This window comes from Noviherbaspirillum sp. Root189 (genome assembly GCF_001428545.1).
Classification (GTDB): Bacteria; Pseudomonadota; Gammaproteobacteria; order Burkholderiales; family Burkholderiaceae_D; genus Noviherbaspirillum.
In genome coordinates, this window is record NZ_LMHZ01000007.1 from 105,132 (window position 1) to 130,984 (window position 25,853).

At 55.9% G+C, this 25,853-nt stretch carries 25 protein-coding genes, 3 tRNA genes and 1 rRNA gene; 14 read left to right on the forward strand and 15 right to left on the reverse strand.

Features of this window, described 5'->3' with window-relative positions; genetic code table 11:
• Positions 1-75: 75 nt before the first annotated feature.
• The 3 genes from prfA to ASE07_RS29585 form a co-directional block, all read right to left on the reverse strand.
• Positions 76-1,158, reverse strand: a complete 1,083-nt coding sequence (gene prfA, locus ASE07_RS05605) for a peptide chain release factor 1 (RefSeq protein WP_057289825.1) — start codon at positions 1,156-1,158, stop codon at positions 76-78.
• A 91-nt stretch (positions 1,159-1,249) separates the two neighbouring features.
• Positions 1,250-2,539 (reverse strand): glutamyl-tRNA reductase, encoded by a 1,290-nt coding sequence (gene hemA / locus ASE07_RS05610; RefSeq protein WP_057289826.1) that lies wholly within the window; start codon positions 2,537-2,539, stop codon positions 1,250-1,252.
• A gap of 111 nt (positions 2,540-2,650) precedes the next feature.
• Positions 2,651-3,343 (reverse strand): response regulator transcription factor, encoded by a 693-nt coding sequence (locus ASE07_RS29585; RefSeq protein ID WP_057289827.1) that lies wholly within the window; start codon positions 3,341-3,343, stop codon positions 2,651-2,653.
• A gap of 361 nt (positions 3,344-3,704) precedes the next feature.
• Between ASE07_RS29585 and ASE07_RS05620 the strand changes: the two genes are divergently transcribed.
• Positions 3,705-4,430 carry a Crp/Fnr family transcriptional regulator gene (locus ASE07_RS05620; RefSeq protein WP_057289828.1) on the forward strand — a complete coding sequence of 242 codons (726 nt, stop codon included), beginning with the start codon at positions 3,705-3,707 and terminating at the stop codon, positions 4,428-4,430.
• An 86-nt stretch (positions 4,431-4,516) separates the two neighbouring features.
• Here ASE07_RS05620 and ASE07_RS30360 read toward each other — a convergent pair whose 3' ends face one another.
• From ASE07_RS30360 to ASE07_RS05630, 3 genes are all read right to left on the reverse strand, one after another.
• Positions 4,517-4,648: a hypothetical protein gene (locus ASE07_RS30360; protein WP_268793407.1), complete on the reverse strand. Its 132-nt coding sequence runs from the start codon at positions 4,646-4,648 to the stop codon at positions 4,517-4,519.
• 105 nt (positions 4,649-4,753) lie between these two features.
• The gene (locus ASE07_RS05625) at positions 4,754-7,012 is read right to left on the reverse strand and encodes an OsmC domain/YcaO domain-containing protein (RefSeq protein ID WP_057289829.1); all 2,259 of its coding nucleotides are present in this window, start codon (positions 7,010-7,012) and stop codon (positions 4,754-4,756) included.
• A gap of 316 nt (positions 7,013-7,328) precedes the next feature.
• Positions 7,329-7,404: transfer RNA gene (locus ASE07_RS05630), tRNA-Phe, on the reverse strand.
• 99 nt (positions 7,405-7,503) lie between these two features.
• On the opposite strand from ASE07_RS05630, the gene ASE07_RS05635 reads away from it, so the two are divergent.
• The 8 genes from ASE07_RS05635 (at position 7,504) to ASE07_RS05670 (ending at position 14,570) form a co-directional block, all read left to right on the forward strand.
• Positions 7,504-8,730, forward strand: coding sequence for an FAD-dependent monooxygenase (locus ASE07_RS05635; RefSeq protein ID WP_057289852.1), 1,227 nt, complete (start codon positions 7,504-7,506; stop codon positions 8,728-8,730).
• A 61-nt stretch (positions 8,731-8,791) separates the two neighbouring features.
• Positions 8,792-9,514, forward strand: coding sequence for a DsbC family protein (locus ASE07_RS05640; protein ID WP_057289853.1), 723 nt, complete (start codon positions 8,792-8,794; stop codon positions 9,512-9,514).
• A gap of 113 nt (positions 9,515-9,627) precedes the next feature.
• On the forward strand, positions 9,628-10,617 hold the full coding sequence (gene acuI, locus ASE07_RS05645) for an acrylyl-CoA reductase (NADPH) (RefSeq protein WP_057289830.1): 990 nt from the start codon (positions 9,628-9,630) through the stop codon (positions 10,615-10,617).
• Positions 10,604-11,218, forward strand: a complete 615-nt coding sequence (locus ASE07_RS05650) for a nucleotidyltransferase family protein (protein WP_057289831.1) — start codon at positions 10,604-10,606, stop codon at positions 11,216-11,218. Before acuI ends, ASE07_RS05650 begins: the two co-directional genes overlap by 14 nt.
• A 95-nt stretch (positions 11,219-11,313) precedes the next feature.
• A complete protein-coding gene (locus tag ASE07_RS05655) occupies positions 11,314-11,772 on the forward strand; it encodes a DUF3429 domain-containing protein (protein ID WP_057289832.1) in 459 nt (152 codons plus the stop codon).
• 7 nt (positions 11,773-11,779) lie between these two features.
• Positions 11,780-13,573 carry a M61 family metallopeptidase gene (locus ASE07_RS05660; protein WP_057289833.1) on the forward strand — a complete coding sequence of 598 codons (1,794 nt, stop codon included), beginning with the start codon at positions 11,780-11,782 and terminating at the stop codon, positions 13,571-13,573.
• Positions 13,574-13,862: 289 nt separating this feature from the next.
• A complete protein-coding gene (locus ASE07_RS05665; RefSeq protein ID WP_057289834.1) occupies positions 13,863-14,075 on the forward strand; it encodes a DUF2945 domain-containing protein in 213 nt (70 codons plus the stop codon).
• 18 nt (positions 14,076-14,093) lie between these two features.
• A complete protein-coding gene (locus ASE07_RS05670) occupies positions 14,094-14,570 on the forward strand; it encodes a hypothetical protein (protein ID WP_156396408.1) in 477 nt (158 codons plus the stop codon).
• Between the two features lie 66 nt (positions 14,571-14,636).
• Here ASE07_RS05670 and trpC read toward each other — a convergent pair whose 3' ends face one another.
• The 6 genes from trpC to rpe all read right to left on the reverse strand — a co-directional run bounded on the left by trpC (position 14,637) and on the right by rpe (position 20,229).
• Positions 14,637-15,437, reverse strand: a complete 801-nt coding sequence (gene trpC, locus ASE07_RS05675) for an indole-3-glycerol phosphate synthase TrpC (protein ID WP_057289835.1) — start codon at positions 15,435-15,437, stop codon at positions 14,637-14,639.
• Between the two features lie 33 nt (positions 15,438-15,470).
• On the reverse strand, positions 15,471-16,523 hold the full coding sequence (gene trpD / locus ASE07_RS05680) for an anthranilate phosphoribosyltransferase (RefSeq protein WP_057289836.1): 1,053 nt from the start codon (positions 16,521-16,523) through the stop codon (positions 15,471-15,473).
• 74 nt (positions 16,524-16,597) lie between these two features.
• Positions 16,598-17,161 (reverse strand): anthranilate synthase component II, encoded by a 564-nt coding sequence (locus tag ASE07_RS05685; protein ID WP_057289837.1) that lies wholly within the window; start codon positions 17,159-17,161, stop codon positions 16,598-16,600.
• A gap of 1 nt (position 17,162) precedes the next feature.
• Positions 17,163-18,659: an anthranilate synthase component I gene (trpE, locus tag ASE07_RS05690; RefSeq protein WP_057289838.1), complete on the reverse strand. Its 1,497-nt coding sequence runs from the start codon at positions 18,657-18,659 to the stop codon at positions 17,163-17,165.
• A gap of 215 nt (positions 18,660-18,874) precedes the next feature.
• Entirely contained in the window at positions 18,875-19,567 is a 693-nt protein-coding gene (locus ASE07_RS05695) for a phosphoglycolate phosphatase (RefSeq protein WP_057289839.1), read from the reverse strand.
• Positions 19,564-20,229: a ribulose-phosphate 3-epimerase gene (rpe, locus tag ASE07_RS05700; protein ID WP_057289840.1), complete on the reverse strand. Its 666-nt coding sequence runs from the start codon at positions 20,227-20,229 to the stop codon at positions 19,564-19,566. Before rpe ends, ASE07_RS05695 begins: the two co-directional genes overlap by 4 nt.
• A 149-nt stretch (positions 20,230-20,378) precedes the next feature.
• Here rpe and apaG point away from each other — a divergent pair, with 149 nt between their 5' ends.
• Positions 20,379-20,753, forward strand: a complete 375-nt coding sequence (gene apaG, locus ASE07_RS05705) for a Co2+/Mg2+ efflux protein ApaG (RefSeq protein WP_057289841.1) — start codon at positions 20,379-20,381, stop codon at positions 20,751-20,753.
• Position 20,754: 1 nt separating this feature from the next.
• Here apaG and ASE07_RS29395 read toward each other — a convergent pair whose 3' ends face one another.
• Positions 20,755-20,895 carry a hypothetical protein gene (locus tag ASE07_RS29395; RefSeq protein ID WP_200960887.1) on the reverse strand — a complete coding sequence of 47 codons (141 nt, stop codon included), beginning with the start codon at positions 20,893-20,895 and terminating at the stop codon, positions 20,755-20,757.
• A gap of 14 nt (positions 20,896-20,909) precedes the next feature.
• Between ASE07_RS29395 and mltA the strand changes: the two genes are divergently transcribed.
• Positions 20,910-22,133 carry a murein transglycosylase A gene (mltA, locus tag ASE07_RS05710; RefSeq protein WP_057289842.1) on the forward strand — a complete coding sequence of 408 codons (1,224 nt, stop codon included), beginning with the start codon at positions 20,910-20,912 and terminating at the stop codon, positions 22,131-22,133.
• Between the two features lie 142 nt (positions 22,134-22,275).
• Here mltA and ASE07_RS05715 read toward each other — a convergent pair whose 3' ends face one another.
• The gene (locus tag ASE07_RS05715) at positions 22,276-22,674 is read right to left on the reverse strand and encodes a bacteriohemerythrin (protein WP_057289843.1); all 399 of its coding nucleotides are present in this window, start codon (positions 22,672-22,674) and stop codon (positions 22,276-22,278) included.
• A 605-nt stretch (positions 22,675-23,279) separates the two neighbouring features.
• Positions 23,280-23,501, reverse strand: a 222-nt coding sequence (locus tag ASE07_RS29590) for a hypothetical protein (protein ID WP_235548360.1), incomplete at its 5' end; no start/stop codon positions are given.
• 194 nt (positions 23,502-23,695) lie between these two features.
• On the opposite strand from ASE07_RS29590, the gene ASE07_RS05720 reads away from it, so the two are divergent.
• From ASE07_RS05720 to ASE07_RS05730, 3 genes are all read left to right on the forward strand, one after another.
• Positions 23,696-25,226: ribosomal RNA gene (locus tag ASE07_RS05720) — 16S ribosomal RNA — on the forward strand.
• Positions 25,227-25,391: 165 nt separating this feature from the next.
• A tRNA-Ile gene (locus ASE07_RS05725) sits at positions 25,392-25,468 on the forward strand.
• 10 nt (positions 25,469-25,478) lie between these two features.
• Positions 25,479-25,554 (forward strand) — tRNA-Ala (locus ASE07_RS05730).
• Positions 25,555-25,853 lie beyond the last annotated feature (299 nt).

Sequence of the window (25,853 nt, forward strand, 5' to 3'; positions counted from 1 at the left end):
TAATGCATGTGACCAACATGACTTCATATGGTTCCATCCTGCAATATTTCTAAATAGCTATTCTTGCCATCGCCATTATGCCTCGTCGCCCAGCGCGGCCAGCAATTCGGCCTGGTGTTCGGCAATCAGCGCATTGGTTAATTCTTCCAGATCGCCGTCCATAATGAAGTCCAGTTTATACAGCGTGAGGTTGATCCGGTGGTCGGTCATGCGCCCTTGCGGGAAGTTGTATGTGCGGATACGTTCGCTGCGGTCGCCCGAACCGATCAGCGATTTACGCGTCGCGGCTTCCTTGGCTTGCTGTTCACGCAACTGCACGTCCTTGATCCGCGCTGCCAGCACCTTCAATGCCGACGCCTTGTTTTTGTGCTGGCTACGGTCGTCCTGGCATTCGACCACGATGCCGGTCGGGAAGTGGGTAATGCGGATTGCGGAGTCGGTTTTGTTGATGTGCTGGCCGCCTGCACCTGACGCGCGGAATGTATCGATGCGGATGTCGGCCGGATTGATTTCCACATCGCTTACCTCATCGGCTTCCGGCATGATTGCCACGGTACAGGCCGATGTGTGAATGCGGCCCTGTGTTTCGGTCGCCGGTACGCGTTGCACCCGGTGCCCGCCCGATTCAAATTTGAGCCTGGAATAGGCGCCATAGCCGATAACGCGGACGATGACTTCCTTGTAGCCGCCAATTTCCGACGGCGATTCGGACACCATCTCGACCTGCCAGCGATTGCGCTCCGCATAGCGCGTGTACATGCGTAGCAGGTCGCCCGCAAACAGCGCCGCTTCGTCGCCGCCGGTGCCGGCGCGGATTTCCAGGTAAATGTTGCGTTCGTCGTTGGGATCCTTGGGCAGCAGCATCTTTTGCAGATCGGCTTCCAGCTGTTCGATACGCGCCTTGCCGGTGCTGATCTCTTCCTGCGCCATGTCCCGCATATCCGGATCGGACAGCATGTCCTGTGCAGTCCGGATATCTTCACCGGCCTGCACGTAGTCCTTGTACAGCGCCACCAGCGGGCCGAGTTCGGCATGTTCACGGGTCAGCTTGCGATATTGCTCCATGTCGGCAGTAACGCCTTCCTGCATCAGCAGATTGTTGACCTCTTCCAGCCGCTCGGTGAGCTGGTCGAGTTTGGAGAGCATTGAAGGTTTCATAAGAGTCAGCTTGCAAACGGAGGGGCGCGATCTGCCTTGGGGCAGTGCGGCGAAGACCGGATCACCAAGATCCGGAGCAGGAAGGAAGCAGCTAGCGCTTGGTGCGAAACAGTTGTGGCAACAGTGCGGCAAGACGGGCGCGTTCATCGCCCTGGGCATTGTGCAATGCCTGTTGCGGGCCATGCAGGAATTTGGCGGTCAGACCCTTGGACAGCGCTTCGAGAACGGCATCGATGTCTTCACCCTTGGCGAGCAATTTCCGAGCGCGTTCGAGTTCTGCCAGGCGCATGGCTTCGCTGCTGTCATGCAGGTCACGGATCAGCGGCACGACCGCACGGCTATCGATCCAGTGCATGAAAGCCTGCACCCGATTTTCGATGATCGCTTCGGCCTGGGCAACTGCGGCCTGCCGATTTTCCAGTCCTGTCTGTACTGCCGAACCGAGATCGTCGACGGTATACAGGAACACGTCATCAAGGCGGCCAACTTCCGATTCGATATCGCGTGGCACTGCCAGATCGACCATGAACATCGGTTTGTGACGACGTGTCTTGATTGCACGTTCGACCATGCCAAGCCCGATGATGGGCAGCGAGGAAGCGGTACTGGACACAACAATGTCGAATTGCGCCAGTTGATCGGCCAGATCGCCGAGCCGGATCGCGCGGCCGTTGAAGCGATGGGCGAGTGCTTCGCCGCGCTCCAGTGTGCGGTTGGCGATCGTCAGCGAATTCGGATTTTGGGCTGCGAAATGGGTGGCACACAATTCAATCATTTCCCCGGCGCCGATGAACAGGACATTCTGCTCAGCGATGGTATCGAAGATGCGTTGCGACAGCCGCACAGCCGCCGCTGCCATCGAGACGCTGTGCGCGCCGATTTCGGTGGTAGTCCGCACTTCCTTCGCCACCGCGAAGGTGCGCTGGAACATCTGATGCAAATAAGTCCCCAGCCCACCGGCCGCGTCCGCCACACGCACCGCATCTTTCATCTGGCCGAGAATCTGCGCTTCGCCCAGCACCATCGAATCCAGTCCGGACGCCACACGGAAGGCATGGCGTACCGCATTATCCTGAGGCAGGGTGTACAGGAAAGGCCGCAGTTCGGCGTAGGGAAGCTTGTGGTATTCGGCAAGGAAGCGCGCGGTGGCATCGATGGCGGCATCGATGCCGCCAGGAATATCGCTGGCCGCGTACAGTTCAGTGCGATTACAGGTCGACAGGATGGCCGCTTCATCACTCGTGCCGCTTGCCGTGCCGCGTCCGAACCATGACCGTGCAGCGGCTACCGCCTGACCGATCTGGTCAGCCGGGAAGGCCACTTTTTCGCGCAGTGATACGGGCGCGGTGGTGTGATTGAGACCGACGGCGAGAAGCTGCATTGCGGTGAAGGGATTGAGGATATGCCGAGTTCGTATTATAGCCTGTTGCACCGGCGCATACAGGCATTGCCAAACAGACATTGCCCATGGAAAGGCCAAGGATTTCGCTATTCAGGACAGTTGTTCAAGCTTGTAACCGTAGCTATAGACAGGAACAAGCCGAAAACCGTTCTCTGGCCGCAGTCCAAGTTTGTTGCGTATACGCGAAACATGGGTATCCATCGTTCGCGACGGCAGATCCGCTTCCCGTGACCAGACCTCTTCCTGGATAAACGCCCGCGACAAGGGGCGGCCCAAATGCTGGAAAAACAAGATCGCCAGTTCGAATTCCTTTTGCGTCACCTCGACCGGCATGCTGTCGCGGGTGATCTGGCATCGGTGCGTATAGAAGCGGTAAGGGCCGAACTGCACCGGGTCGTCGGGAGCGCTGTGGTTAGGATAGGCGCGCTGCAGCAGCGCCTCGGTGCGCAAGCCGAGTTCCCCGCGGCGCAGCGGTCGGACGATATAGTCGTCTGCCCCGGCTGTCATCGCTGCCAATGCATCGTTCATCCGGCCGCGTCCAATCACGGCCAGTAAAGGCGTCAGCCCGGTGACGCTGTCCAGGTTTGTGCGTACCGGCAGCGGCGGGGCGTCAGCATGCTCCGGCCAGTCGACGATCCACAAATCCGCATGTTGTCCTTGCAGCGCTACCGTGTCACGGGCGATCGCCAGCGTACAGGCGTGTCCGCTTCCTTCGGATACTGCACGGATGTCACGGATCAGGTCAGGGTCGCTGTGTTCGTGGCTGACGATAGTAATTCGCATGGCTGGTCAGGTGCGGAAAGTAATACCCTTTGCGGGCATTCTTCGTTGGCAATTCGGCATTGTAAGGCCTGGCACCACCACGAGTAGCGTCGGTGAGAATGGTGGCCTGGGCGTGGCCTATTTTGCCTCTACGCCAAGAAACAACCTATATGTCAGGAACCAAACAGACTCCTGCACCCCGAGACGGCACACTTCGTCCAACGGTTAAAGGGAGTAGTCCATCGTTTCCCGCCATCGGACATATTCGGTCAACAGTCATACACTTGAAGCGGCAATGATAAAAACAAACGAACTGACTCTTCATGGGGTGCAGCATTCCACTCATTACGCGCATACAAGTTAAGCGAACGGAAATTCAGACATGTCCGTTCCTCATAGTGTTGCATTACCATGCAAGAATCACTTGCTGTCCCTGCTTTCCGAAAAAGAAATGGAACACCTAGCGTCAAAACTGACTTCAGTACGGACCACATTCAAGCAGGTACTGTTCACGCGTAACAGCCCTATCGAATACGTTTACTTCCCTTGTACCAGCGTCTTTTCCATCCTGTCATTCATGCAAAATGGTACGGCGGTTGAAGTCGGTACCGTTGGCAATGAAGGATTCGCCGGTATCGATGTTTTGATCGGCGCCGAGTCCGCCACCGATACCACCATTTGCCAGGTAGAGGGCGATAGCTTACGGATGCGCACCAGCGATTTCCGCGAGGCAGTGGCGACCGATACGCCGTTGCGCCGTGTTGCCCAGCGTTACCTCCAGGCCTACGTTAGTCAGATGTCACAGTCCGTTGCCTGCAATCGGCTGCATACGATTGAAGAGCGGTTTGCTCGCTGGGTGTTGATGACCCATGATCGGGTTACTGGCGATGAATTTCACCTGACGCAGGAATTTCTGGCCGATATGCTGGGCGTGCATCGCCCGAGCGTCAGCCTCGTGGCAAGCGCGTTCCAGCAAGCGGGTCTGATCAAGTATACGCGCGGTAATCTCGCAATCCTTAATCGGGTCGGACTCGAAGCGGCGTCCTGCGAGTGCTACAAAAATGTCAAAGGACAGTTCGAGCGTTTGCTCGGCCTTGCGAGAAGCTGAATTCCTGAACCAGTCATGCGTGCATCCCACATCCTTTGAAGAAAACGACACTGTCGTTCACTGGTCCGGGACATCATTGTCCTGATTTACCTTGCTTTTTTTTCACCCCGGTTCTGGGCTACATCTGGCGCAAGCAGCTTGTCGTACGCCGCCAGCAAGGTCTGATGCATGGCGCTGCCTTCGTAATCCTTGCCCAGCGTTTCGAGCCCGAATCGCATCCAGCCATGACTCGTAACCCTAATACCAATCCCAACCCATAACGCACCATGAGATCGCGTCTTTTTCCGGGGGCGCCGAGCCGCCTGCCGGCGTTGCACTCGTCGTCAATAGCTCGCTATTGACTCCTCCTGCGCCTTGCCAGTCAAAAAAGAATTGGTATAACTGGCGGTAGCCGCTACATTGGCCCGCGCCATATGCAATTTTTTGTAGCTGTCGATCAGGCGCTGGTGCCTGTCGAGCCCCTCCAGTTTCATACTGATTGGCGTCAAGCCAAAGAAGCGCACGCTGCCGTCCACAGAGCCCAGCACCGCGTCCATCCGCGGATTGCCATACATCCGGCGGAAATTGGCCACATAATCGTCCAGTTCCAGGTCGTCGTCGAGCAGCACTTCCAGCACCACGTTCAAGGCTTGATAAAACAATCCGCGCTCGACCGTGTTGTCGTTGTACTGCAAGAAGGCGCCCACCAGCTCGTGCGCCTCCTCAAACTGCTGCAAGGCGAGATGAATGAGCAGCTTCAACTCGAGAACTGTCAGCTGCCCCCATTCCGTATTCTCGTCAAATTCGATGCCGATCAACGTGGCGATGTCGGAGTATTCATCGAGCTCATTGTTCTCCAAACGATCAAGCAGCGCTTCCAGGCTTGCGTCGTCCAGGCGATGCAGATTCAGGATATCTGCGCGGAACAACAGCGCCTTGTTGGTGTTATCCCAGATCAAATCGTCTACCGGATACACTTCCGAATAGCCGGGCACCAAAATCCGGCAAGCAACGGCGCCTAGCTGGTCATATACCGCCATGTACACTTCTTTGCCCATGTCTTCAAGAATGCCGAGCAAGGTTGCGGCTTCCTCGGCATTGGAGTTCTCGCCATGGCCAGAAAAATCCCACTCGACAAAATCGAAATTCGCTTTGGCGCTGAAAAAGCGCCACGACACCACACCGCTCGAATCAATGAAGTGTTCAACAAAGTTGTATGGCTCAGTCACGGCGTTACTTGCAAAGGTGGGCCGAGGTAAATCGTTCAGGCCTTCAAAACTGCGACCCTGTAGCAATTCTGTCAGACTCCGCTCCAGCGCCACCTCGAAGCTCGGGTGCGCGCCGAACGAAGCAAAGACACCGCCAGTTCGCGGGTTCATCAGGGTGACGCACATCACCGGGTAGACTCCACCCAGCGACGCATCCTTCACCAGCACCGGAAAGCCTTGCTCTTCCAACCCCTGAATGCCCGCCAGAATGCCAGGGTATTTCGCCAGCACTTCGTGCGGCACATCAGGCAATGCGAGTTCACCTTCCAGAATTTCGCGCTTTACTGCCCGTTCGAAAATTTCGGACAGGCATTGCACTTGCGCTTCGGCCAGCGTATTACCGGCACTCATGCCATTGCTGGCGTAGAGGTTTTCGACCAGGTTGGACGGGAAATACACCACTTCTCCGTCCGACTGCCGCACATACGGCAGCGAACAAATACCGCGCTGCACATTTCCCGAGTTGGTGTCGACCAGGTGCGAGCCACGTAATTCGCCATCGGGATTGTAAATGGGCAGGCAGTATTCATCGAGAATTTCAGCCGGCAGCGCATCTTTAGGACTAGGCTTGAACCAGCGCTCGTTCGGGTAGTGTACAAAGGCGGCATTGGCGATGTCCTCGCCCCAGAACGCACCGGCATAAAAATGGTTGTTATTCAGTCGCTCGATATACTCGCCCAACGCCGACGCCAGCGCGCTTTCCTTGGTCGCTCCCTTGCCATTGGTAAAACACATCGGCGAGTGCGCATCGCGGATATGCAGCGACCACACATTGGGAACGATATTGCGCCACGAAGCGATTTCGATCTTGATGCCCAAGCCCGCCAAAACGCCCGACATATTGGCGATGGTTTGCTCCAATGGCAGATCCTTGCCCGCAATATAGGTGCTGGCGTCAGACGCCGGCTTCAACGTCAGCAAGGCCTGAGCATCGGCATCTAAGTTCTCGACCTCTTCAATCACAAACTCGGGTCCGGTTTGCACCACCTTTTTCACCGTACAACGGTCGATGGAGCGCAAAATACCTTGGCGGTCTTTGTCAGAGATATCCGTCGGCAACTCAACCTGGATCTTGAAAATCTGCTGGTAACGGTTTTCCGGATCAACAATATTATTCTGCGACAGGCGGATATTTTCGGTCGGAATGTTGCGAGTGTCGCAGTACAACTTCACGAAGTAAGCCGCACACAAAGCCGATGAGGCCAGAAAGTAATCAAAGGGCCCGGGCGCCGAGCCATCGCCCTTATAGCGGATAGGCTGGTCGGCTATCACCGTGAAATCATCAAACTTGGCTTCAAGACGAAGCTTATCGAGAAAGTTGACCTTAATTTCCATGGGAGATTTTCCAAAAATGGTGTAGCCGTTATTATCCGTCGCCACGCGGGCACCTTGTAATACATCGATGCGTAAGCGATTGGCAGCTATATGCGTAAGAACGGACAAGGGAAAAACGTAATCTAGTCCCGCCTGGGTGGACGAGAGGACAATTCGGTCGATTCGACTGCTGAGGGGCGGCGGAAGTAAGCCCGAAAATGGACCGGATGAAAAATTTTGCAGATGCCACTTTATGAAAAGCCTGAACTGCTCAATGAGCAATATCTGCATTCAGAAATGCAAAAGGGCTTAGCCGAAGCTAAGCCCTTGATTTTCTTGGTGGCCCGGGGCGGAATCGAACCACCGACACAAGGATTTTCAATCCTCTGCTCTACCGACTGAGCTACCAGGCCAAGGCGCGCAAGTATAGCAAAGCTATCGGAAATTGCAAGGCCTTTCTGAAAACGCCCGGTGCTGCAACGGCTATAATGGCTTATCGCACGGTGATATCCATGCGCCGTTTTGTTTCCTTCGAGCTTGGCATTATGCAAATCCAAAGCAATATCTGCGTTATCGGCAATGGCGCGGTCGGCAAGGCCGCAGCCCTGGGGTTCGCCCAGGCCGGACTGAGTGTGACCATGCTGGTGCCTCCGGGTTCCGGCGCGCCAGCGGCACATGCCGGCAGCTGGGATGTGCGGGTGTACGCGCTCAATCATGTGGCACATGAGCTGCTGTCTTCGTTGAAGGTCTGGAATGCGCTGGATGCGACCCGCGTCGCCGCGGTCGATGCCATGGTGGTCAAGGGCGACGGCGCACAACCAGGCACGCTGAATTTCGATGCCTTCGGTGCGCGCACCGGAGCGCTGGCCTGGATCGTCGAGGACAGCAATCTGAATGCTGCGCTCGACGCGGCATTGAAATTTGCACCTAATCTACGGATCGTCGCCGCACGCGCCACGACCTTGCGGGCGAATGACGAAAGCGCCATGGTGGAACTCGATAACGGCGATACGTTGGTCGCATCCTTGTTGGTCGGTGCGGACGGCGCCGAATCCTGGGTGCGCGGTCAGTGCGATATCGGACTGGATTACCGTTCCTATAACCAGCGCGCGATCGTCACCAATTTTGAATGCGACAAGCCACACCAAGGGGCAGCCTATCAATGGTTCACTTCGACCGAAGGGATCGTGGCCTTATTGCCGCTTCCCGGCGAGCGTGTGTCGCTGGTCTGGTCTGCGCCCGAGACTCTGGTGCCGTCACTTCTGGCGATGCCGGCGACGGCGCTGGCAGAACGTGTTGCGGCAGTCTCCGGTCATCAGCTTGGCGCGCTGCGTCCGGTGCAGCCGGAAATCGTCAAGGCATTTCCATTGCGCCTGGTGCGTCCGCACGCGATTACCGCGCCGCGCGTTGCGCTGGTGGGCGATGCGGCACACGTTGTGCATCCGCTTGCGGGGCATGGCATGAATCTGGGCTTTGCCGACGTGGCGGCATTGATTAAAGTTGTATCAGAGCGCGAGAGCCACCGTGATTGCGGTGATGAGCGGCTTCTCGGCCGTTATTCGCGTTCGCGCAAGGAAGATATTTTCCTGATGCAGTTTGCCACCGATAGCCTGGAGCGGTTATTCGGTACCGACTTCGAGCCGGTGCGGATTGCGCGTAATATAGGATTGAACTTGGTCAATAAATTACCTGTCATAAAACGGGCCTTGATTTCCCATGCGATGGGGAAGCACCTCTAGCATTAGCCTCTGCAGGCGCAAGGCGCAGGCGAAACATCAACAAGCAATGAAACGGAAAAACATGTTCAACATGACCAGACTCGCAGCGGTGGCGCTGCTCAGCTTCGCGGCCGGCGCGGCCTCCGCCCAGACCGGACCGGAACAGGCAATCAGGAAAGCCATCGAGCCACGTCTGGGAGATGGCGTCAAGGTGGACTCTGTGACCAAGACGCCTTATGGCGGCTTGTATGAGCTTCGAATCGGCAGCGACATTTTTTATACCGATGCCAAGGGTGATTACCTGTTCATCGGCCGTGTGGTCGATACCAAGACCATGCAGGACCACACCAAGGCGCGCGTCGATGAGATCAGCAAGATCAAGTTCTCCGACCTGCCGCTCGATTCGGCGATGAAAATGGTCAAGGGCAATGGCAAGCGTGTCATCGCCGTGTTTGAAGACCCGAATTGCGGTTACTGCAAGCGCTTCCGCCAGACGCTCAACGAGATGGACAATGTGACGGTTTACACATTCATGTACAACATCCTTTCTGAGGATTCGGTAACCAAGTCGCGCAATATCTGGTGTGCTTCCGATCGTGTGAAGGCATGGGATGACTGGATGTTGAATGGCAAGAACGCGCCTGCTGCGCCAGCCAATTGCACTGCGCCGCATGAAAAAGTTTTCGCCCTTGGACAGAAGCTGAGGATTACCGGTACGCCGACTGTGTTCTTTAGCGACGGTACGCGGATTCCGGGCGCCGTTGATGCCAAGGCCCTGGAGAGCAAGTTCGCTTCAATTAAATAAGGCTTCCCGCCTACGTCTACATGGCGCGTTTCCGCAAGGGATCGCGCCATTTTTCATGCAGAACAGGCTTTCTCCGGTCGAACTATAATAGTTTTGCCAATCAGGAGACGCCCATGTTCAATGCAATTCTGCTCAACAAGAATGAAGACGGCACGACCGACGCCACGCTGACGCAGATCGACGATGCACAGCTGCCAGCCGAGGGTGATGTCACGGTACGGGTCGACTATTCGACCATCAACTACAAGGATGGACTGGCGATCACCGGCAAGTCCCCGGTGGTGCGCAAATGGCCCATGGTGCCGGGCATCGACGGTGCCGGCGAAGTGCTGGCCTCATCTCATCCGGACTGGAAGGCTGGCGACGCATTCGTCCTGAACGGCTGGGGCGTCGGCGAAGTGCATATGGGCTGCCTCGCCCAGCGCGCGAAGCTCAAGGGCGACTGGCTGATCCGCCGCCCTGAGGCCATATCCGCGCGCCATGCGATGGCCATCGGCACCGCCGGTTATACCGCGATGCTATGCGCCATCGCCTTGCAGGAGCGTGGCGTTCACAAAGACAGCGGGGAGATTCTGGTGACCGGCGCTTCAGGCGGTGTCGGCAGTGTGGCAATTGCGATTCTTTCCGGCTGGGGATATCGGGTGATTGCATCGACCGGCAAGACAGCTGAAGCCGATTACCTGAAAGCGCTGGGTGCAGTGGATGTCATCGACCGCGCTGAATTGTCTGCGCCCGGCAAACCCTTGCAGAAGGAACGCTGGGCAGGTGTCGTCGATGCGGTCGGATCGCATACGCTGGTGAATGCTTTGGCCCAGACGCGTTACGGCGGCGCGGTGGCGGCATGTGGTCTTGCACAAGGACTTGACCTCCCCGGCTCGGTGGCGCCTTTCATCTTGCGTGGCGTTAGCTTGCTTGGCATCGACAGCGTGATGGCGCCGAAAGAAAAGCGCATCGCTGCATGGGACCGTCTTGCGGCCGATCTGCCTGTCGCCAAGATCGAGCGGATCACAGAAGAGATCGGACTGGCTGACGCATTATCGAAAGCCCAGGACATCATCCAAGGCAAGATTCGCGGTCGCCTGGTCGTTGATGTCAACCGCTGACGTGCAGGGTTCAGGCGAAATTGTCGGCATCCTGCTGGCCGCCGGACGCGGCAGGCGTTTCGATCCAACTGGCGAAAAAGACAAGCTCCAGCAGACGCTTCCCGACGGAACCATGGTAGCCATCGCCGCGGCCAGACATCTTCTTGCCAGCTTGCCGGCGGTCGTTGCCGTGGTGCGTTCGAACAATCCGGCGCTGGCCTCGCGGCTTGCGGAAAACGGATGTCGCGTGAGCTTGTGCGAGTCCGCAGATAAAGGCATGGCCGTGTCACTGGTACACGCGCTATCCGAGGCAAGCGATGCCAGCGGCTGGATCATCGCACTGGGCGACATGCCTTTTGTGTCGCCTGCCACCATCACCGCATTGCATGCCGCGCTGAAGGATGGTGCTGGAATTGCGGTGCCGACCTGCGACGGCCGCCGTGGTAATCCTGTCGGTTTTTCACGCATCCATCTCGATGAACTGCTGCGCCTGCAAGGCGATGAGGGTGCGCGACGCCTGCTGACAAGCTGTGTGGTGACGGAAATCGAAACAGGCGATGTCGGTATCCTTCGCGACATCGATACCGCTAAGGACCTGGCAGTCTCCGCAGGCACGCAATGAACCGGCATGAAGATGGCGATGACCCCCATGCTGATCCTGCATGCAATCCCGTTACACTACGGGTTTGCCAATCTGGTGCTCGTCGCCGAAGCTGAATGAATACCCATTTCGTAAACAAGCGCGTTGCGCATCTGCTGGGCTATGCCGGCCTGATTCCTTTCGTCCTGCTGATGTTGGGATGCTGGGCCGCGCATCCTGACTGGCTTGGCGATTTCATTAAAGGCCAGCTTGCGTATGGCATCGCGATCCTGTCCTTCCTGGGTGGCGTGCACTGGGGAGCGGTGATGGTATCGAGTGACCTGACCATGGAACAAACGCGCAAAGGCTTGGTCTGGGGTATTTTGCCGGCACTCATCGCATGGACGTCGACCCTGATGGGCGGCTTTGGATTTGCGGTACTGATGCTCGGACTAATCGGCGCTTACCAGGCAGACAAGCGCATGTCTGTCTGGTACGGCATGCCGGAGTGGTTTCTGCCGTTGCGGCTCAAGCTGACCTGCATCGCGGTCGCCAGCCTGGTGCTGACCGTGATTGCCGCGAACGTACGAGGATAATAAACATATGAAGAATGCGATCAACTACACCATTGTTGCCATGGACCCGGCAGCACATTTGTTTGAAGTGACATTGACCGTTGACCGGCCAGCGCCCGAAGGCCAGATATTCTGGTTACCGGCATGGATTCCGGGCAGCTACATGATCCGCGAATTCGCGCGCAATATCGTGCGCATCCGGGCCGAATCGAAGGCAGGCCCGGTCGCATTGACCAAAGTCGACAAGCATACCTGGCTAGCTGCGCCTTGCGACGGCCGGATCGTGCTGACTTATGAAGTCTATGCGTGGGACTTGTCGGTGCGTGCGGCCCACCTCGATCAGACGCATGGTTTCTTCAACGGCACCAGCGTGTTCCTGTGCGTGCACGGACAGGAAAACCTGCCGCATGTGGTCGATATCCGCCGGCCCGAAGGCGATGAATACAAGCCGTGGCGCGTGGCAACCGCACTGCCTGAACTGAAGGCTCGCCGCTATGGATTTGGCACTTACATTGCACAGAATTACGATGAACTGATCGATCATCCGGTTGAGCTGGGCACGTTTGAACTTGCCACTTTCAAGGCGCACGGCGTGCCGCACGATATCGTGATCACCGGACGCGTGCCTAATCTCGACATGGCAAGACTTGCGGCTGATCTGAAAAAAGTTTGCGAAGCACAGATTGCGCTCTTCGAGCCGAAAACAAAACGTGCACCGATGGATCGTTATGTGTTCATGACCATGGCCGTTGGCGATGGATACGGCGGACTCGAACATCGTGCATCAACCGCGCTGATCTGTTCACGTGCCGACCTGCCGGTGATCGGGCAGAAGGAAGCGAGCGATGGTTATCGCACTTACCTTGGTCTATGCAGCCACGAGTACTTCCATACCTGGAACGTCAAACGTATCAAGCCCGCCGTGTTTGCGCCTTACGATTTACGCAGCGAAGGCTACACCTCGCTACTCTGGTTGTTCGAAGGTTTAACCAGCTATTACGATGACTTGATGCTGGTGCGTACTGGTCTGATGGACGAGCAGCAGTATTTCAAGACGTTGGCGAAAACAGTCAATGGTGTGTTGCGGGGCAGTGGACGCACCAAGCAAAGCGTTGCCGAATCCAGCTTCGACGCATGGGTCAAGTATTATCGCCAGGACGAGAATGCACCGAATGCCATTGTCAGCTACTACCAGAAAGGCGCGCTGGTCGGCCTTGGACTGGACCTGGCGATACGCGAACAGACCAATGGCAGAAAATCGCTCGACGATGTCATGCGTGCCCTGTGGTTGCGGTATGGTCGTGATTTCGCTTCGATGGAACAAGGCTTGGCCGAAGACGACGCCGAGGCGCTGTTTGAAGAAGTAAGTGGTGTCAGGCTAAAGAAGTTTTTTGACCGCTATATCCGCGGCACGGAAGACCTGCCGCTCGACAAACTACTGGCGCCATTTGGTGTGACTGTCAGTGATAAGCGCAAGGATGCAAAGCTTGGCCTGGGTGTGCGTACCGCGCGCGAAGGCAATGACTGCAAGCTGGCTAGTGTGCATGAAGGCGGTGCGGCGCACCAGGCAGGTTTGTCTGCCGGTGACCTGTTAGTGGCGCTCAACGGATTGCGTGTGACGCCGACTAATCTGGACGCCTTGCTGTCGCGCTATCGTGCCGGCGATGTTGTCAGCATCCATGCTTTCCGACGGGACGAACTGATGGCCTTCAATGCGGTTCTCGTCCAGGATGACGCACCACAAGTAAGCTTTGTGTCTCAGGAAAAACCCGCCGCCATTGTCCGCAAGCGGGCCAAATGGCTATATGCCGAAGCTGCATAGCAAATACCGGCAGCCCTGATCGCCATACGGTTGCGATCAGGGGTGCCATGAGCATTATTGAGTTCTTCAATCTCCTCTCCTTCCGCAGCGCTTCATAAGGTTTTGCTCGCTGGCATTGTCCTTTGCTGGTCGTTGCTGAACTTCAGGTTCCCTTTCAGTGGCATGCAAATTGCCATCTTTCTTCCACTTTGACGATGCATACGGCAAGGCTTGTGGTCTTTGCCTGGGTCAGCGTGTGTATGCCGTACAAAACCATGCGGTTTTTACAGGCGCGATGAAAGGAAGCAGGATGAGCAATACTTTCAGGAAAGGCGACAAGGTCGAATGGCATTCGTCGCAGGGAGCGGTCCATGGCACGGTGTTGAAAAAGTTGACCGAACCGACCGACATCAAAGGCCATCATGTCGCTGCATCACCGGATGATCCGCAATACCTCGTACAAAGCGATAAGACCGGTGCCGAAGCGGCTCACAAGCCCGACGCACTGAAAAAAGTGCATTGACGATCCGAGGAGAAGAACATGAATCTGCAAACCGATAGCTTGCTGAGCAAATCATTGATTTCCGGCACCGTGGCAGGCGTCACCACTGCGCTCGCCGCGTCGCTCGCAGGCAAGCGCGAAACCGCATCCTATGCCGCACCGCTGAATGCGACCAGTCACATAGTCTGGGGCGAGAAGGCAGCGTGGCAGGACAAGCCTTCCATCAAGTACACGGTCATGGGATTTTTGCTGAACCATGCCGCGACGGTGTTCTGGGCGTCGATTTATGAAAAATGGTTCGGGCCGCGCGCGCAGGATCCGCACCACTCTCCATTGCGCCCGCTGATTGGTGCCGCCGTCGTCACGGCGGGAGCTTATGTCACGGATTACTATCTGGTGCCGAAGCGCTTTACGCCCGGTTACGAGAAGAGATTGTCGAATACGTCGTTGACGGGCATCTACGCGATGCTGGCGCTCGGCCTGGTGGCGCGCACGCTGATTGAACGGCGGCGTTAAGTTAAGTTTGGGAGCTGAATTTCCGGGCCGTATTCAACATGCTTTGCTGAATCAAAAGTGCAACGCTCAGAAGAACAAACGCTGTAACTCCACGCCCGGATTCTCGGCACGCATGAACGCTTCGCCAACCAGAAAGGCGTTGACGTTGGCATCGCGCATCTGCTTCACATCATCCGGTGTGAGAATGCCGGATTCGGTAACGATCAGTTTCTCTGGCGGAATGCGCGGCAACAGGCCGAGAGTGGTCTGCAACGAAGTCTCGAACGTGCGCAGGTTGCGGTTATTGATGCCGACCATATTGGTCTTCAATCGCAGCGCCGCATCGAGTTCGTCGCCATCATGCACTTCGACCAGCACGCCCATCCCCAATTCATGGGCGCAGGCTTCCAGTTCTGCCATCAGGCCATGGTCCAGTGCGGAAACGATCAGCAGGATGCAGTCCGCACCCCAGGAACGTGCTTCATAGACCTGATAGAGATCGACCATGAAGTCCTTGCGCAAGGCCGGGATGGAGCACGCTGCGCGGGCTTGCTGCAAATATTCCGGTGCGCCCTGGAAGAACTGCACATCGGTCAGGACCGACAGACAGGCTGCGCCATGCTCGGCATAGCTTGCGGCAATGTCCGCGGGTTTGAAATCGGCACGCAGCACGCCTTTCGATGGTGACGCCTTCTTGACTTCGGCAATCACGCCAGGTTGGCCGGCAGCAGCCTTTGCGCGCAGGCTGGCTTCGAAGCCGCGCAAGGACTGGCGTGCTTCTGTATTGCTTTCGACATCGCGCCGCAGGCTCGCGAAATCGCGGTATTTTTTAGCGGCGGCGACTTCGTCCGCTTTGACGTCAAGGATTTTGTGGAGGATATCGGACATGATCTGTGGCTAAAATAAAAGCAGAGGCTGTGCTTAGGCAGTGCCAGGAGTGCCAGGAGTCCCAAGCTGTTGGGTCACCTGAATGAATTGCTCCAGCTTGCTGCGCGCCGCACCTGATGCCAGCACTTCGCGCGCTTTCGTCAAGCCATCGCCGATCGAGGGAACGGTACCCGCCGCATACAGCGCGGTGCCGGCGTTGAGCACGACGATGTCACGCACCGGACCTGGCGTGTTATCGAGGGCTTCCAGAATTTTCAATTTCGATTCCGCGGCACCCGACACCTTGAGATTGCGGCTTGCCACCATCTGCAGGCCGAAGTCTTCCGGATGGATTTCATATTCGCGTACTTCGCCGTTGACGAGTTCGCCGACCATCGTGCCTGCGCCGAGCGAAACCTCGTCCATGTTGTCACGCCCCCAGACCACAATCGCATGCTGTGCACCCAGGCGTTGCAGCACCCGTACCTGAATACCAACCAGATCGGGATGGAATACGCCCATCAGGATATTGGGAGCACCGGCCGGATTGGTGAGCGGGCCGAGAATATTGAAAATTGTGCGTACGCCGAGTTCCTTGCGCACGGGCGCCGCATGCTTCATCGCCGCATGATGGTTGGGCGCAAACATGAAGCCAATGCCGGTTTCTTCGATAGACTGGGCAACCTGCTCGGGCTTCAGATTGATGTTGACGCCAAGCGCTTCCAGCACATCTGCGCTGCCCGATGAGGATGACACGCTGCGTCCGCCATGCTTGGCTACGCGCGCACCGGCCGCGGCGGCGACAAACATGGAGGCCGTTGAGATATTGAAGGTATGCGCGCCGTCACCGCCCGTGCCAACGATATCGAGCAAATTCTCGGTATTGCGCGTCGGTACCTTGGTAGCGAATTCACGCATGACTTGCGCGGCAGCAGCGATTTCGCCAATTGTTTCCTTTTTGACGCGCAAACCCATGGTCAGCGCCGCGATCATGACCGGCGACATCTCACCACTCATGATCCTGCGGAACAGCGACAGCATCTCGTCATGGAATATTTCGCGATGCTCAATGCAGCGTAATAGCGCTTCTTGTGGGGTGATCGGCATGACGACCTCTTCAGAGTGTTCGTTTCAATCCTTCCCATCCAGCGGAAGGGAAGGGCAGGAGAGCAGGGTTTCGGCTAACGTGTCAAAAAATTCTGCAGCAAGGCGTGGCCGTGCTCGGACAGGATGGATTCCGGATGGAATTGCACCCCTTCGATATCGAATTCCTTGTGACGCACGCCCATGATTTCACCGTCGTCGGTCCAGGCGGTCACTTCCAGGCAGTCCGGCAGCGATTCGCGTTCGATGGCCAGCGAGTGGTAACGGATCACGGTATAGGGGTTGGGGAGGTCCTTGAAGACGCCAACGCCCGTGTGATGAATCACCGATGTCTTGCCATGCATGACTTGCTTGGCGCGCACTACCTTGCCGCCGAATGCCGCACCGATTCCCTGGTGTCCTAGGCATACCCCCAGAATCGGCAGCTTGCCTGCGAATTCCTTCATTACCGGCACCGAAACACCGGCTTCATTCGGCGTGCAGGGACCAGGTGAAATGCAGATACGGTCCGGCTTCATCGCTGCAATCTGCTCCAGCGTAATTTCGTCATTGCGGAAAGTGCGCACATCCTCACCAAGCTCACCGAAGTACTGGACCAGGTTAAAGGTGAAGGAGTCGTAGTTATCAATCATCAGCAACATATCAGAGCTCCCCGTCCAGTCCGTCCTGTACCTGCTCGGCGGCGCGCAGCACGGCGCGCGCCTTGTTTTCTGTTTCCTGCCATTCCATCTCGGGTATCGAGTCAGCCACCACCCCGGCGGCTGCTTGCACATAGAGTGTGCCGTCCTTGATTACGCCGGTACGGATCGCGATTGCCAGATCCATTTCGCCGCCGAACGACAGGTAGCCGCAGGCGCCGCCGTAGATTCCGCGCTTGGTCGGTTCAAGTTCGTCGATGATCTCCATGGCGCGCACCTTCGGTGCGCCGGACAAGGTGCCGGCGGGAAAGGTGGCCTTCATCACGTCGAGGTTCGACAACTCAGGCTTCAGCGTGCCTTCGACGTTGGAAACAATATGCTGTACGTGCGAATACTTTTCGATGACCAGCTTGTCGGTCACCTGTACGCTGCCGGTTTCGGCAATGCGCCCAATGTCGTTGCGGGCAAGATCGATCAGCATCACATGCTCGGCAATCTCTTTCGGATCGGCCAGCAATTCCTTGGCGAGTTGCGCGTCTTTTTCCGGCGTCGCACCGCGTGGGCGTGTGCCGGCCAGAGGACGTATGGTCACCTTGCGTTTGCCATCGTTGGTCTGCTCGTTGCGTACCAGGATTTCCGGCGATGCACCGACAATCTGCATGTCGCCGAAATTGTAGAAGTACATGTATGGAGAAGGATTCAGCGAGCGCAGGGCGCGGTACAGTGACAGCGGTGAATCGACATAGGATTTCTTCAGGCGCTGGCCGATCTGTACCTGCATCAGGTCGCCGGCCATGATGTATTCCTTCGCCTGCTCGACCGCCCTGATGTAATCGTCCTTGGCAAATTCGCGCACTGTGTCGGTACGTACCGACGCCGAGGTTACCGGCGCATCGACCGCACGGCGCAACATGGCGCGCAGGTCTTTGAGGCGCTGGCGTGCACGCGAGTAGGCTTCGGGCTGTGTCGGATCGGCATAGACGATCAGATAGAGTTTGCCGGACAGGTTGTCGATGACAGCCAGTTCTTCGGTGACCAGCAACTGGATGTCCGGTAAACCGAGATCATCCTTCGGCGCCGAATTGGCCAGTCGCTTTTCAATGTGGCGCACGGCATCGTAACCGAAGTAGCCGGCCAGGCCGCCGCAGAAACGTGGCATGCCGGGACGGATCGCCGCCTTGTAGCGCGACTGGAATTCGGTAATGAATTCGAGCGGATTGCCTTCGTGGGATTCGATGACCTTGCCGTCCTTGACGACTTCGGTCCTAGTGCCGTAGCTGCGCATCAGCGTGGACGCCGGCAAGCCAATAAAGGAATAGCGTCCGAAGCGTTCGCCGCCGACCACTGATTCAAGCAGGAAGGTATTGCGCCCCGCGTTCTGGGTCTGCGCCAGTTTCAGGTACAGCGTCAGCGGGGTTTCGAGGTCTGCAAATGCCTCGGCAATCAGCGGAATACGGTTGTAGCCTTGCGTGGCAAGCGATTTGAATTCGAGTTCAGTCATGTTTCTCTCCGGGCGCTATTGTAGAACGAGAGTTCAATAGCGGGGTGATAGTGCAAAAAACGTTGCCGACCATGCAAACTCAGGATGTGAGAGGTCAGCGGCGATCAGGGTCAGTTGGACCGGGATTGCCAGCGTCGCCACAGCCAGGCCTCAAATTGGCCCGGTGAGGTTGCGTTACGTTTTTTGCCGAGAAACATTATGTTGTGTTTGCAGGTTTATGCAGAAATAAGTGTCGCCGCGTCAAGCAGCGTTGGAACTATACCATCGGAATCGACCTCATGTATAGATTCGCCATGATTGTACCCGTAAGGCACGTTCAGGACACGGCAACCGGCTGCACGAGCAGCTTGCGCATCGTTGGACGAGTCGCCAATCGCCACCACTTCTTCCGGACGCAAGCCAAAATCCTTGCACACCGTCAGCAGCGGCAGCGGGTCCGGCTTTTTCTTCGGGAGCGAGTCGCCGCCATAGACAAGCTCGAAGTATCCGCGCAGACCGGTCTTTTCCAGCAGCGGCACGGCAAAAGCGATCGGCTTGTTGGTCACGCAAGCCAGCCGCAGGCCTTTTGCTCTGAGCGCGTCCAGCCCTTCGCGTACTCCGGGATACAGCGTCGAATGATCGCCATTGATGGCGAGATAGTGGCCGTGATAGGACGCAAGCGCCTGTGGAAAATGGATCTCCACTTCGTCAGGCGCATAATCCACTGCCAGCACGCGCCGCATCAGGTTTTCCGTTCCCTTGCCGACAAAATGCGTGATCGTCTCGATATCCAGCGGACCAAGGCCGAGGTCACTGCGCATGCGATTGACCGCTACCAGGAAGTCCGGTGCCGTATGAATCATGGTGCCATCGAGATCCACGATGGCGGCACGAATGCCGCGTAATACCAGGTGTTCCGGTGCGTTCATACTTGCGCGAGTTGGGTTCGCATGGCGTCGATTACAGTCTTGTAATCAGGCTTTCCGAAGATTGCAGAGCCAGCCACGAAAGTATCTGCGCCGGCGCGAGCGGCCTCGGCAATATTCTCGATCTTGATCCCGCCGTCCACCTCAAGCATGATGTCACGGCCGGATTCGTCGATGCGGCGACGTACCTCGGCAATCTTCTTCAGTGCTTCAGGAATAAAAGACTGGCCGCCGAAACCTGGATTGACCGACATGATGAGGATGATGTCCAGTTTGTCCATCACATGGTCGAGATAATGCAGCGGCGTAGCAGGATTGAATACCAGCCCGGCCTTGCATCCGTTATCGCGGATCAGTTGCAGCGAACGATCAATATGCTCTGACCCCTCCGGATGGAAGGTAATGATATTGGCGCCTGCCTTGGCAAAGTCCGGGATAATGCGGTCGACCGGCTTGACCATCAGGTGCACATCGATCGGCACCTGGACGTGTGGGCGGATCGCTTCGCATACCAGCGGGCCGATGGTCAGGTTGGGGACGTAATGGTTATCCATCACGTCGAAATGAATGATGTCGGCGCCGGCGGCAACAACATTGCGGACTTCTTCGCCCAGGCGGGCAAAATCGGCGGATAGAATACTGGGAGCGATACGGTAAGTGGCCATGACAAGCAAGTTTGAGAAGGATGCGCTATTTTACCCGTTCACCTGATTGCGACGTGTTGTCACTTTCCTTGATCGGATGAGCAATACATTGAATACTCCCCACTGCTGCCTTTTGCAGTGACATACTGACAAGAACAACAAGGAATACCATGGCTGTCTATCAATTTACCGTGTCTGTCCGTACCCAATATCTAGCCGATCAATCCGATCCTGACCGCTCGAATTACGTTTTTGCCTACACCATTACGATCAGGAACACGGGCAATGTCACAGCACAGCTGATTTCCAGGCACTGGACCATCGTCGATGCCAATAACCGGGTGGAAGAAGTAAAGGGGCTTGGCGTAGTTGGTCATCAACCGCTCCTGGCGCCGGGGGCACAATTCGAGTACACCAGCGGCACCGCGCTCGCCACACCGCAGGGTTCGATGAAGGGAAGTTACTTCTGCGTTGCTGAAGACGGCACGCAGTTTGAGGCTGCTGTTCCGGAATTCATCTTGTCATTGCCACGCACGCTGCACTGATTTACTGTTGCGCATCGTCCTTGCGTGGCAAGGGTTTCGACGGTGGCGGCTGATCCGGCTTGCGACCGTGGAACATGGTCCACCATACAATAAACACGAGCAGGAAGAACGCAACACCCGCTTCAAGCATTAACAGCCACATTTTTTCATTCCTCAATGTCAGTTATTCGTCCAAGTTTACTCGCATCCGCCGTTACAGTCGCTCTCGCGCTGGCGGCATGTACCTCTGTTCCTCCACAACAGCAAGCCTCCAGGCCGCCGGTAGCGACTATGCCCGGTAGCATACCGCCAGTTGATGCAAAGCCGGCGGACGGGCCAAAGGAGGTTCTTCGACCGGCGACGTTTGCAGCGCTGCCGGGCTGGAAAAATGACAAGCTGCGTGAAGCATGGCCTGCGTTTTTGACATCGTGCGAAGTGCTTGTAAAGCGCGCGGAATGGAAAGAGCCCTGCACGATTGCCCGCGATGTCAATGCAGGTAGCGAAGGCGCGATCCGGACGTTTTTCGAAGCCTTCTTCACGCCATACCAGGTTATTAATACTGATGGTTCGGACAACGGTCTGGTAACCGGCTACTACGAGCCACTGTTGCAAGGCGCGCGCAAACGGGGAGGGGTTTATCAAACCCCACTGCATCGGGCGCCGGAAGATATGCTGACAATCGACTTGACGGGCGTGTATCCTGAACTGAAAGGAATGCGCTTACGTGGACGGCTAGTTGGTAATAAAGTCATGCCTTATCTGTCTCGCGCCGAAATGCTGCAGAATGGCAGCCTGAGCGGCAAGGAACTGCTCTGGGTCGACGATCCAGTCGAGGCGTTTTTCCTGCAGGTGCAAGGCTCCGGGCGTGTGCAACTAACCGATACCAAGGAAACGGTACGGGTCGCCTTTGCCGATCAGAACGGTCATCCTTACAAGTCCATCGGGCGGTATCTCGTCGATAAGGGTGAGCTCACGCTTGACCAGGCATCGGCGCAAAGCATCAAGGCATGGTATGCCGCCAACCCCGCGCGTCAACAGGAATTGCTGAATGCGAATCCCAGTTACGTCTTCTTTCGGGAAGAAAAGCTGACCGATGCTTCAAAGGGACCAAAGGGAGCGCTCGCCTTACCTTTAACACCGCAACGCTCTATCGCAGTCGATCCGCAAGCCATTCCTCTTGGTGTTCCCGTATTTTTGTCGACTACACAACCGGGAAGCGACGTGCCGATGCAACGGCTCGTACTAGCGCAGGATACCGGTGGGGCAATCAAGGGTGGGGTCAGGGCTGACTTCTTTTGGGGGTTTGGCAAAGAAGCCGGTGAAAAGGCAGGAAGAATGAAACAGCGCGGCGCCATGTGGATACTTATGCCAAAGCTGGCATCAGTTACACGCTTTCGCTGAGTCGAGGCTGAGACAATTCTGGGCGTATTTTCAATTGGAATTATTGCCATCGCCAGCTGACATGATCTAGTGGCAACATCTATATTGTCCGCAATAGCCATGTGGCAAAAGAAGCATGAAGCGCTGGCTATGCTATCTAGGCTTAATGCAGAACATTAGAGTCTGATTCCTCTGTAAGAAACGCATTAGGTCCGCCATAGGTATCTGCGTGGTCGCGCGAGTTTGTCATGGCGAAGTCCATGGTGGTGATGTGGAATGCCAGCCAGTGGGGCAATACATACTGTACGACTTCGCGACCTTCAGAAATCCCGCCAGCCATGATGCGGGAGTGGAGGTGGTGTAAAGCGCTTAAGGCGCGCGCATGCTCCTCAAGATGCATCAAAAGTGATGGACACTGCGTCTCTTCCAGCCATGCCTCCTCTTGCCGAAACGAGCGTTCCATTTTGGCAACAAAATTGCGGAAGGCATCAGCAAACCGCAAATCCTCTACGGCCGACAACTCCTTGAGCGCTTGAGAAAGCGCGCAATGCAAACGATCCATGGCAAATACTCCGGAATGCGCTATTGATAATGGACTCGGATTTCTAGCCACTTTATGAGGGGAATTACAGGCTTCAACTAGAAGAGAGATCAACCGCACGTCATCTCATAAGAACGCAGAAACGAAGCGGGTCGGACGTGCGTATCAATCAGTATGGCAAAAGCAAAATGTTCCGCATCTAAAGGCACCCAAACGGCTATCGCCTCAAAACGCAGTCCCTCGGGCAACCAATCAAGCGTATTAACAACATGATGCTACGTCGCGCGATAGGAGGAGCTTTGATCGTCGTCAACGATAGTCAGAAGAGGAAAATAACCGCAGGACCAAGCAACGCGCATCACGAGAAAGACGCGAGCTAAGCGTAACCTTTGATGTTTCCAAAAATCTTTCCTGTAACCCTTGACCAAGGCTGCTAAACGTTACATAATCTCGCCTCTTTGCTGCACGAAAACGAAGCGATTTTNACCTTTGATGTTTCCAAAAATCTTTCCTGTAACCCTTGACCAAGGCTGCTAAACGTTACATAATCTCGCCTCTTTGCTGCACGAAAACGAAGCGATTTTCGGGCGGCTTGCAAGATCGAAAACGCTTGTAAAAAGAAGCAGTTAGGCGACAAGCTGAAGTTTAAAAAGCTTGACGCAAAACAGAAGAAGCTTCATAATCTCGTTTCTCTGCTGCTGACAAACACAACGATTTGACGGCGGTACGGCAGATGGAAATCTGTGGTACGGGCAGGATGGTTCTTTAACAAATAACAGCCGATAAGTGTGGGCGCTTGATGGAGTGCGGCGATGGTCTTTCGGGGCTATCGTGAAACTACAAGCATCNCTCTTTAACAAATAACAGCCGATAAGTGTGGGCGCTTGATGGAGTGCGGCGATGGTCTTTCGGGGCTATCGTGAAACTACAAGCATCAAGTGCTCACGAAGAAATATAGGTAAGATCGCAAGAGATTACCTGTCAGTATTTTGAGTGAGCGACACCTCGCAAGAGGATGCCCGCAAGGGCAGTAACAGAGATTGAACTGAAGAGTTTGATCCTGGCTCAGATTGAACGCTGGCGGCATGCCTTACACATGCAAGTCGAACGGTAACGCGGGGGCAACCCTGGCGACGAGTGGCGAACGGGTGAGTAACATATCGGAACGTGCCCTGGAGTGGGGGATAACTAGTCGAAAGATTAGCTAATACCGCATACGATCTACGGATGAAAGTGGGGGATCGCAAGACCTCATGCTCGTGGAGCGGCCGATATCTGATTAGCTAGTTGGTGGGGTAAGAGCCCACCAAGGCGACGATCAGTAGCTGGTCTGAGAGGACGACCAGCCACACTGGGACTGAGACACGGCCCAGACTCCTACGGGAGGCAGCAGTGGGGAATTTTGGACAATGGGGGCAACCCTGATCCAGCAATGCCGCGTGAGTGAAGAAGGCCTTCGGGTTGTAAAGCTCTTTTGTCAGGAAAGAAATCGCTCTGGCCAATACCTGGAGTGGATGACGGTACCTGAAGAATAAGCACCGGCTAACTACGTGCCAGCAGCCGCGGTAATACGTAGGGTGCAAGCGTTAATCGGAATTACTGGGCGTAAAGCGTGCGCAGGCGGTTGTGCAAGACAGATGTGAAATCCCCGGGCTCAACCTGGGAACTGCATTTGTGACTGCAYGGCTAGAGTGTGTCAGAGGGGGGTAGAATTCCACGTGTAGCAGTGAAATGCGTAGATATGTGGAGGAATACCGATGGCGAAGGCAGCCCCCTGGGATAACACTGACGCTCATGCACGAAAGCGTGGGGAGCAAACAGGATTAGATACCCTGGTAGTCCACGCCCTAAACGATGTCAACTAGTTGTCGGGTCTTAATTGACTTGGTAACGCAGCTAACGCGTGAAGTTGACCGCCTGGGGAGTACGGTCGCAAGATTAAAACTCAAAGGAATTGACGGGGACCCGCACAAGCGGTGGATGATGTGGATTAATTCGATGCAACGCGAAAAACCTTACCTACCCTTGACATGGTCGGAACCCTGGAGAGATCTGGGGGTGCTCGAAAGAGAACCGGCGCACAGGTGCTGCATGGCTGTCGTCAGCTCGTGTCGTGAGATGTTGGGTTAAGTCCCGCAACGAGCGCAACCCTTGTCATTAGTTGCTACGAAAGGGCACTCTAATGAGACTGCCGGTGACAAACCGGAGGAAGGTGGGGATGACGTCAAGTCCTCATGGCCCTTATGGGTAGGGCTTCACACGTCATACAATGGTACATACAGAGGGCTGCCAACCCGCGAGGGGGAGCTAATCCCAGAAAGTGTATCGTAGTCCGGATTGTAGTCTGCAACTCGACTGCATGAAGTTGGAATCGCTAGTAATCGCGGATCAGCATGTCGCGGTGAATACGTTCCCGGGTCTTGTACACACCGCCCGTCACACCATGGGAGCGGGTTTTACCAGAAGTAGGTAGCCTAACCGCAAGGAGGGCGCTTACCACGGTAGGATTCGTGACTGGGGTGAAGTCGTAACAAGGTAGCCGTATCGGAAGGTGCGGCTGGATCACCTCCTTTCTAGAGTACGCANGGGCGCTTACCACGGTAGGATTCGTGACTGGGGTGAAGTCGTAACAAGGTAGCCGTATCGGAAGGTGCGGCTGGATCACCTCCTTTCTAGAGTACGCAACGAAGTCAAGCGTCCACACTTATCGGTGTGTTATTAAAGCCAATACAGCGTTTGGGTCTGTAGCTCAGCTGGTTAGAGCACCGTGTTGATAACGCGGGGGTCGTTGGTTCGAGCCCAACTAGACCCACCATCTGCGATTTGGGGGTTTAGCTCAGCTGGGAGAGCACCTGCTTTGCAAGCAGGGGGTCGTCGGTTCGATCCCGTCAACCTCCACCAAACATCAAACCTAAGTCATCGGCTGGCACTGCCAGGTGACGCGACTTAGGTTTGATCGTTTCGATCATTGGCTGTATATGTTCTTTAACAATCTGGAAGAAGTAGTAAAGAATTTATCAGTATTGACTGATGCGCTTGTGATGAGCGTGTCGGCAGATACTGGTGGGTTGTGATTGTATCAATCATAAGTAAGAAAGAGTGCTTACTCAGGTAAGTGTTCTGGATTACGGCATATTCAAACTCATACTCTATGACGTCTCTGGCAACAGAGGTCAACGTTATAGGGACAAGCGAATAAG

Excerpts from the sequence above, each read along its gene's own strand:
- ASE07_RS29395 (WP_200960887.1), bottom strand. The coding sequence starts at position 20,895 with ATGTGGCTGTTAATGCTTGAAGCGGGTGTTGCGTTCTTCCTGCTCGTG.
- trpE (WP_057289838.1), bottom strand. The coding sequence starts at position 18,659 with ATGACTGAACTCGAATTCAAATCGCTTGCCACGCAAGGCTACAACCGT.
- trpD (WP_057289836.1), bottom strand. The coding sequence starts at position 16,523 with ATGCCGATCACCCCACAAGAAGCGCTATTACGCTGCATTGAGCATCGC.
- ASE07_RS30360 (WP_268793407.1), bottom strand. The coding sequence starts at position 4,648 with ATGCGATTCGGGCTCGAAACGCTGGGCAAGGATTACGAAGGCAGCGCC.
- hemA (WP_057289826.1), bottom strand. The coding sequence starts at position 2,539 with ATGCAGCTTCTCGCCGTCGGTCTCAATCACACCACCGCGCCCGTATCA.
- acuI (WP_057289830.1), top strand. The coding sequence starts at position 9,628 with ATGTTCAATGCAATTCTGCTCAACAAGAATGAAGACGGCACGACCGAC.
- rpe (WP_057289840.1), bottom strand. The coding sequence starts at position 20,229 with ATGGCCACTTACCGTATCGCTCCCAGTATTCTATCCGCCGATTTTGCC.
- mltA (WP_057289842.1), top strand. The coding sequence starts at position 20,910 with ATGTCAGTTATTCGTCCAAGTTTACTCGCATCCGCCGTTACAGTCGCT.
- apaG (WP_057289841.1), top strand. The coding sequence starts at position 20,379 with ATGGCTGTCTATCAATTTACCGTGTCTGTCCGTACCCAATATCTAGCC.
- ASE07_RS05665 (WP_057289834.1), top strand. The coding sequence starts at position 13,863 with ATGAGCAATACTTTCAGGAAAGGCGACAAGGTCGAATGGCATTCGTCG.
- ASE07_RS29585 (WP_057289827.1), bottom strand. The coding sequence starts at position 3,343 with ATGCGAATTACTATCGTCAGCCACGAACACAGCGACCCTGACCTGATC.
- ASE07_RS05625 (WP_057289829.1), bottom strand. The coding sequence starts at position 7,012 with ATGGAAATTAAGGTCAACTTTCTCGATAAGCTTCGTCTTGAAGCCAAG.
- ASE07_RS05650 (WP_057289831.1), top strand. The coding sequence starts at position 10,604 with ATGTCAACCGCTGACGTGCAGGGTTCAGGCGAAATTGTCGGCATCCTG.
- ASE07_RS05635 (WP_057289852.1), top strand. The coding sequence starts at position 7,504 with ATGCGCCGTTTTGTTTCCTTCGAGCTTGGCATTATGCAAATCCAAAGC.
- ASE07_RS05620 (WP_057289828.1), top strand. The coding sequence starts at position 3,705 with ATGTCCGTTCCTCATAGTGTTGCATTACCATGCAAGAATCACTTGCTG.
- prfA (WP_057289825.1), bottom strand. The coding sequence starts at position 1,158 with ATGAAACCTTCAATGCTCTCCAAACTCGACCAGCTCACCGAGCGGCTG.
- ASE07_RS05670 (WP_156396408.1), top strand. The coding sequence starts at position 14,094 with ATGAATCTGCAAACCGATAGCTTGCTGAGCAAATCATTGATTTCCGGC.
- trpC (WP_057289835.1), bottom strand. The coding sequence starts at position 15,437 with ATGTCCGATATCCTCCACAAAATCCTTGACGTCAAAGCGGACGAAGTC.
- ASE07_RS05715 (WP_057289843.1), bottom strand. The coding sequence starts at position 22,674 with ATGGATCGTTTGCATTGCGCGCTTTCTCAAGCGCTCAAGGAGTTGTCG.
- ASE07_RS05695 (WP_057289839.1), bottom strand. The coding sequence starts at position 19,567 with ATGAACGCACCGGAACACCTGGTATTACGCGGCATTCGTGCCGCCATC.
- ASE07_RS05640 (WP_057289853.1), top strand. The coding sequence starts at position 8,792 with ATGTTCAACATGACCAGACTCGCAGCGGTGGCGCTGCTCAGCTTCGCG.
- ASE07_RS05655 (WP_057289832.1), top strand. The coding sequence starts at position 11,314 with ATGAATACCCATTTCGTAAACAAGCGCGTTGCGCATCTGCTGGGCTAT.
- ASE07_RS05660 (WP_057289833.1), top strand. The coding sequence starts at position 11,780 with ATGAAGAATGCGATCAACTACACCATTGTTGCCATGGACCCGGCAGCA.
- ASE07_RS05685 (WP_057289837.1), bottom strand. The coding sequence starts at position 17,161 with ATGTTGCTGATGATTGATAACTACGACTCCTTCACCTTTAACCTGGTC.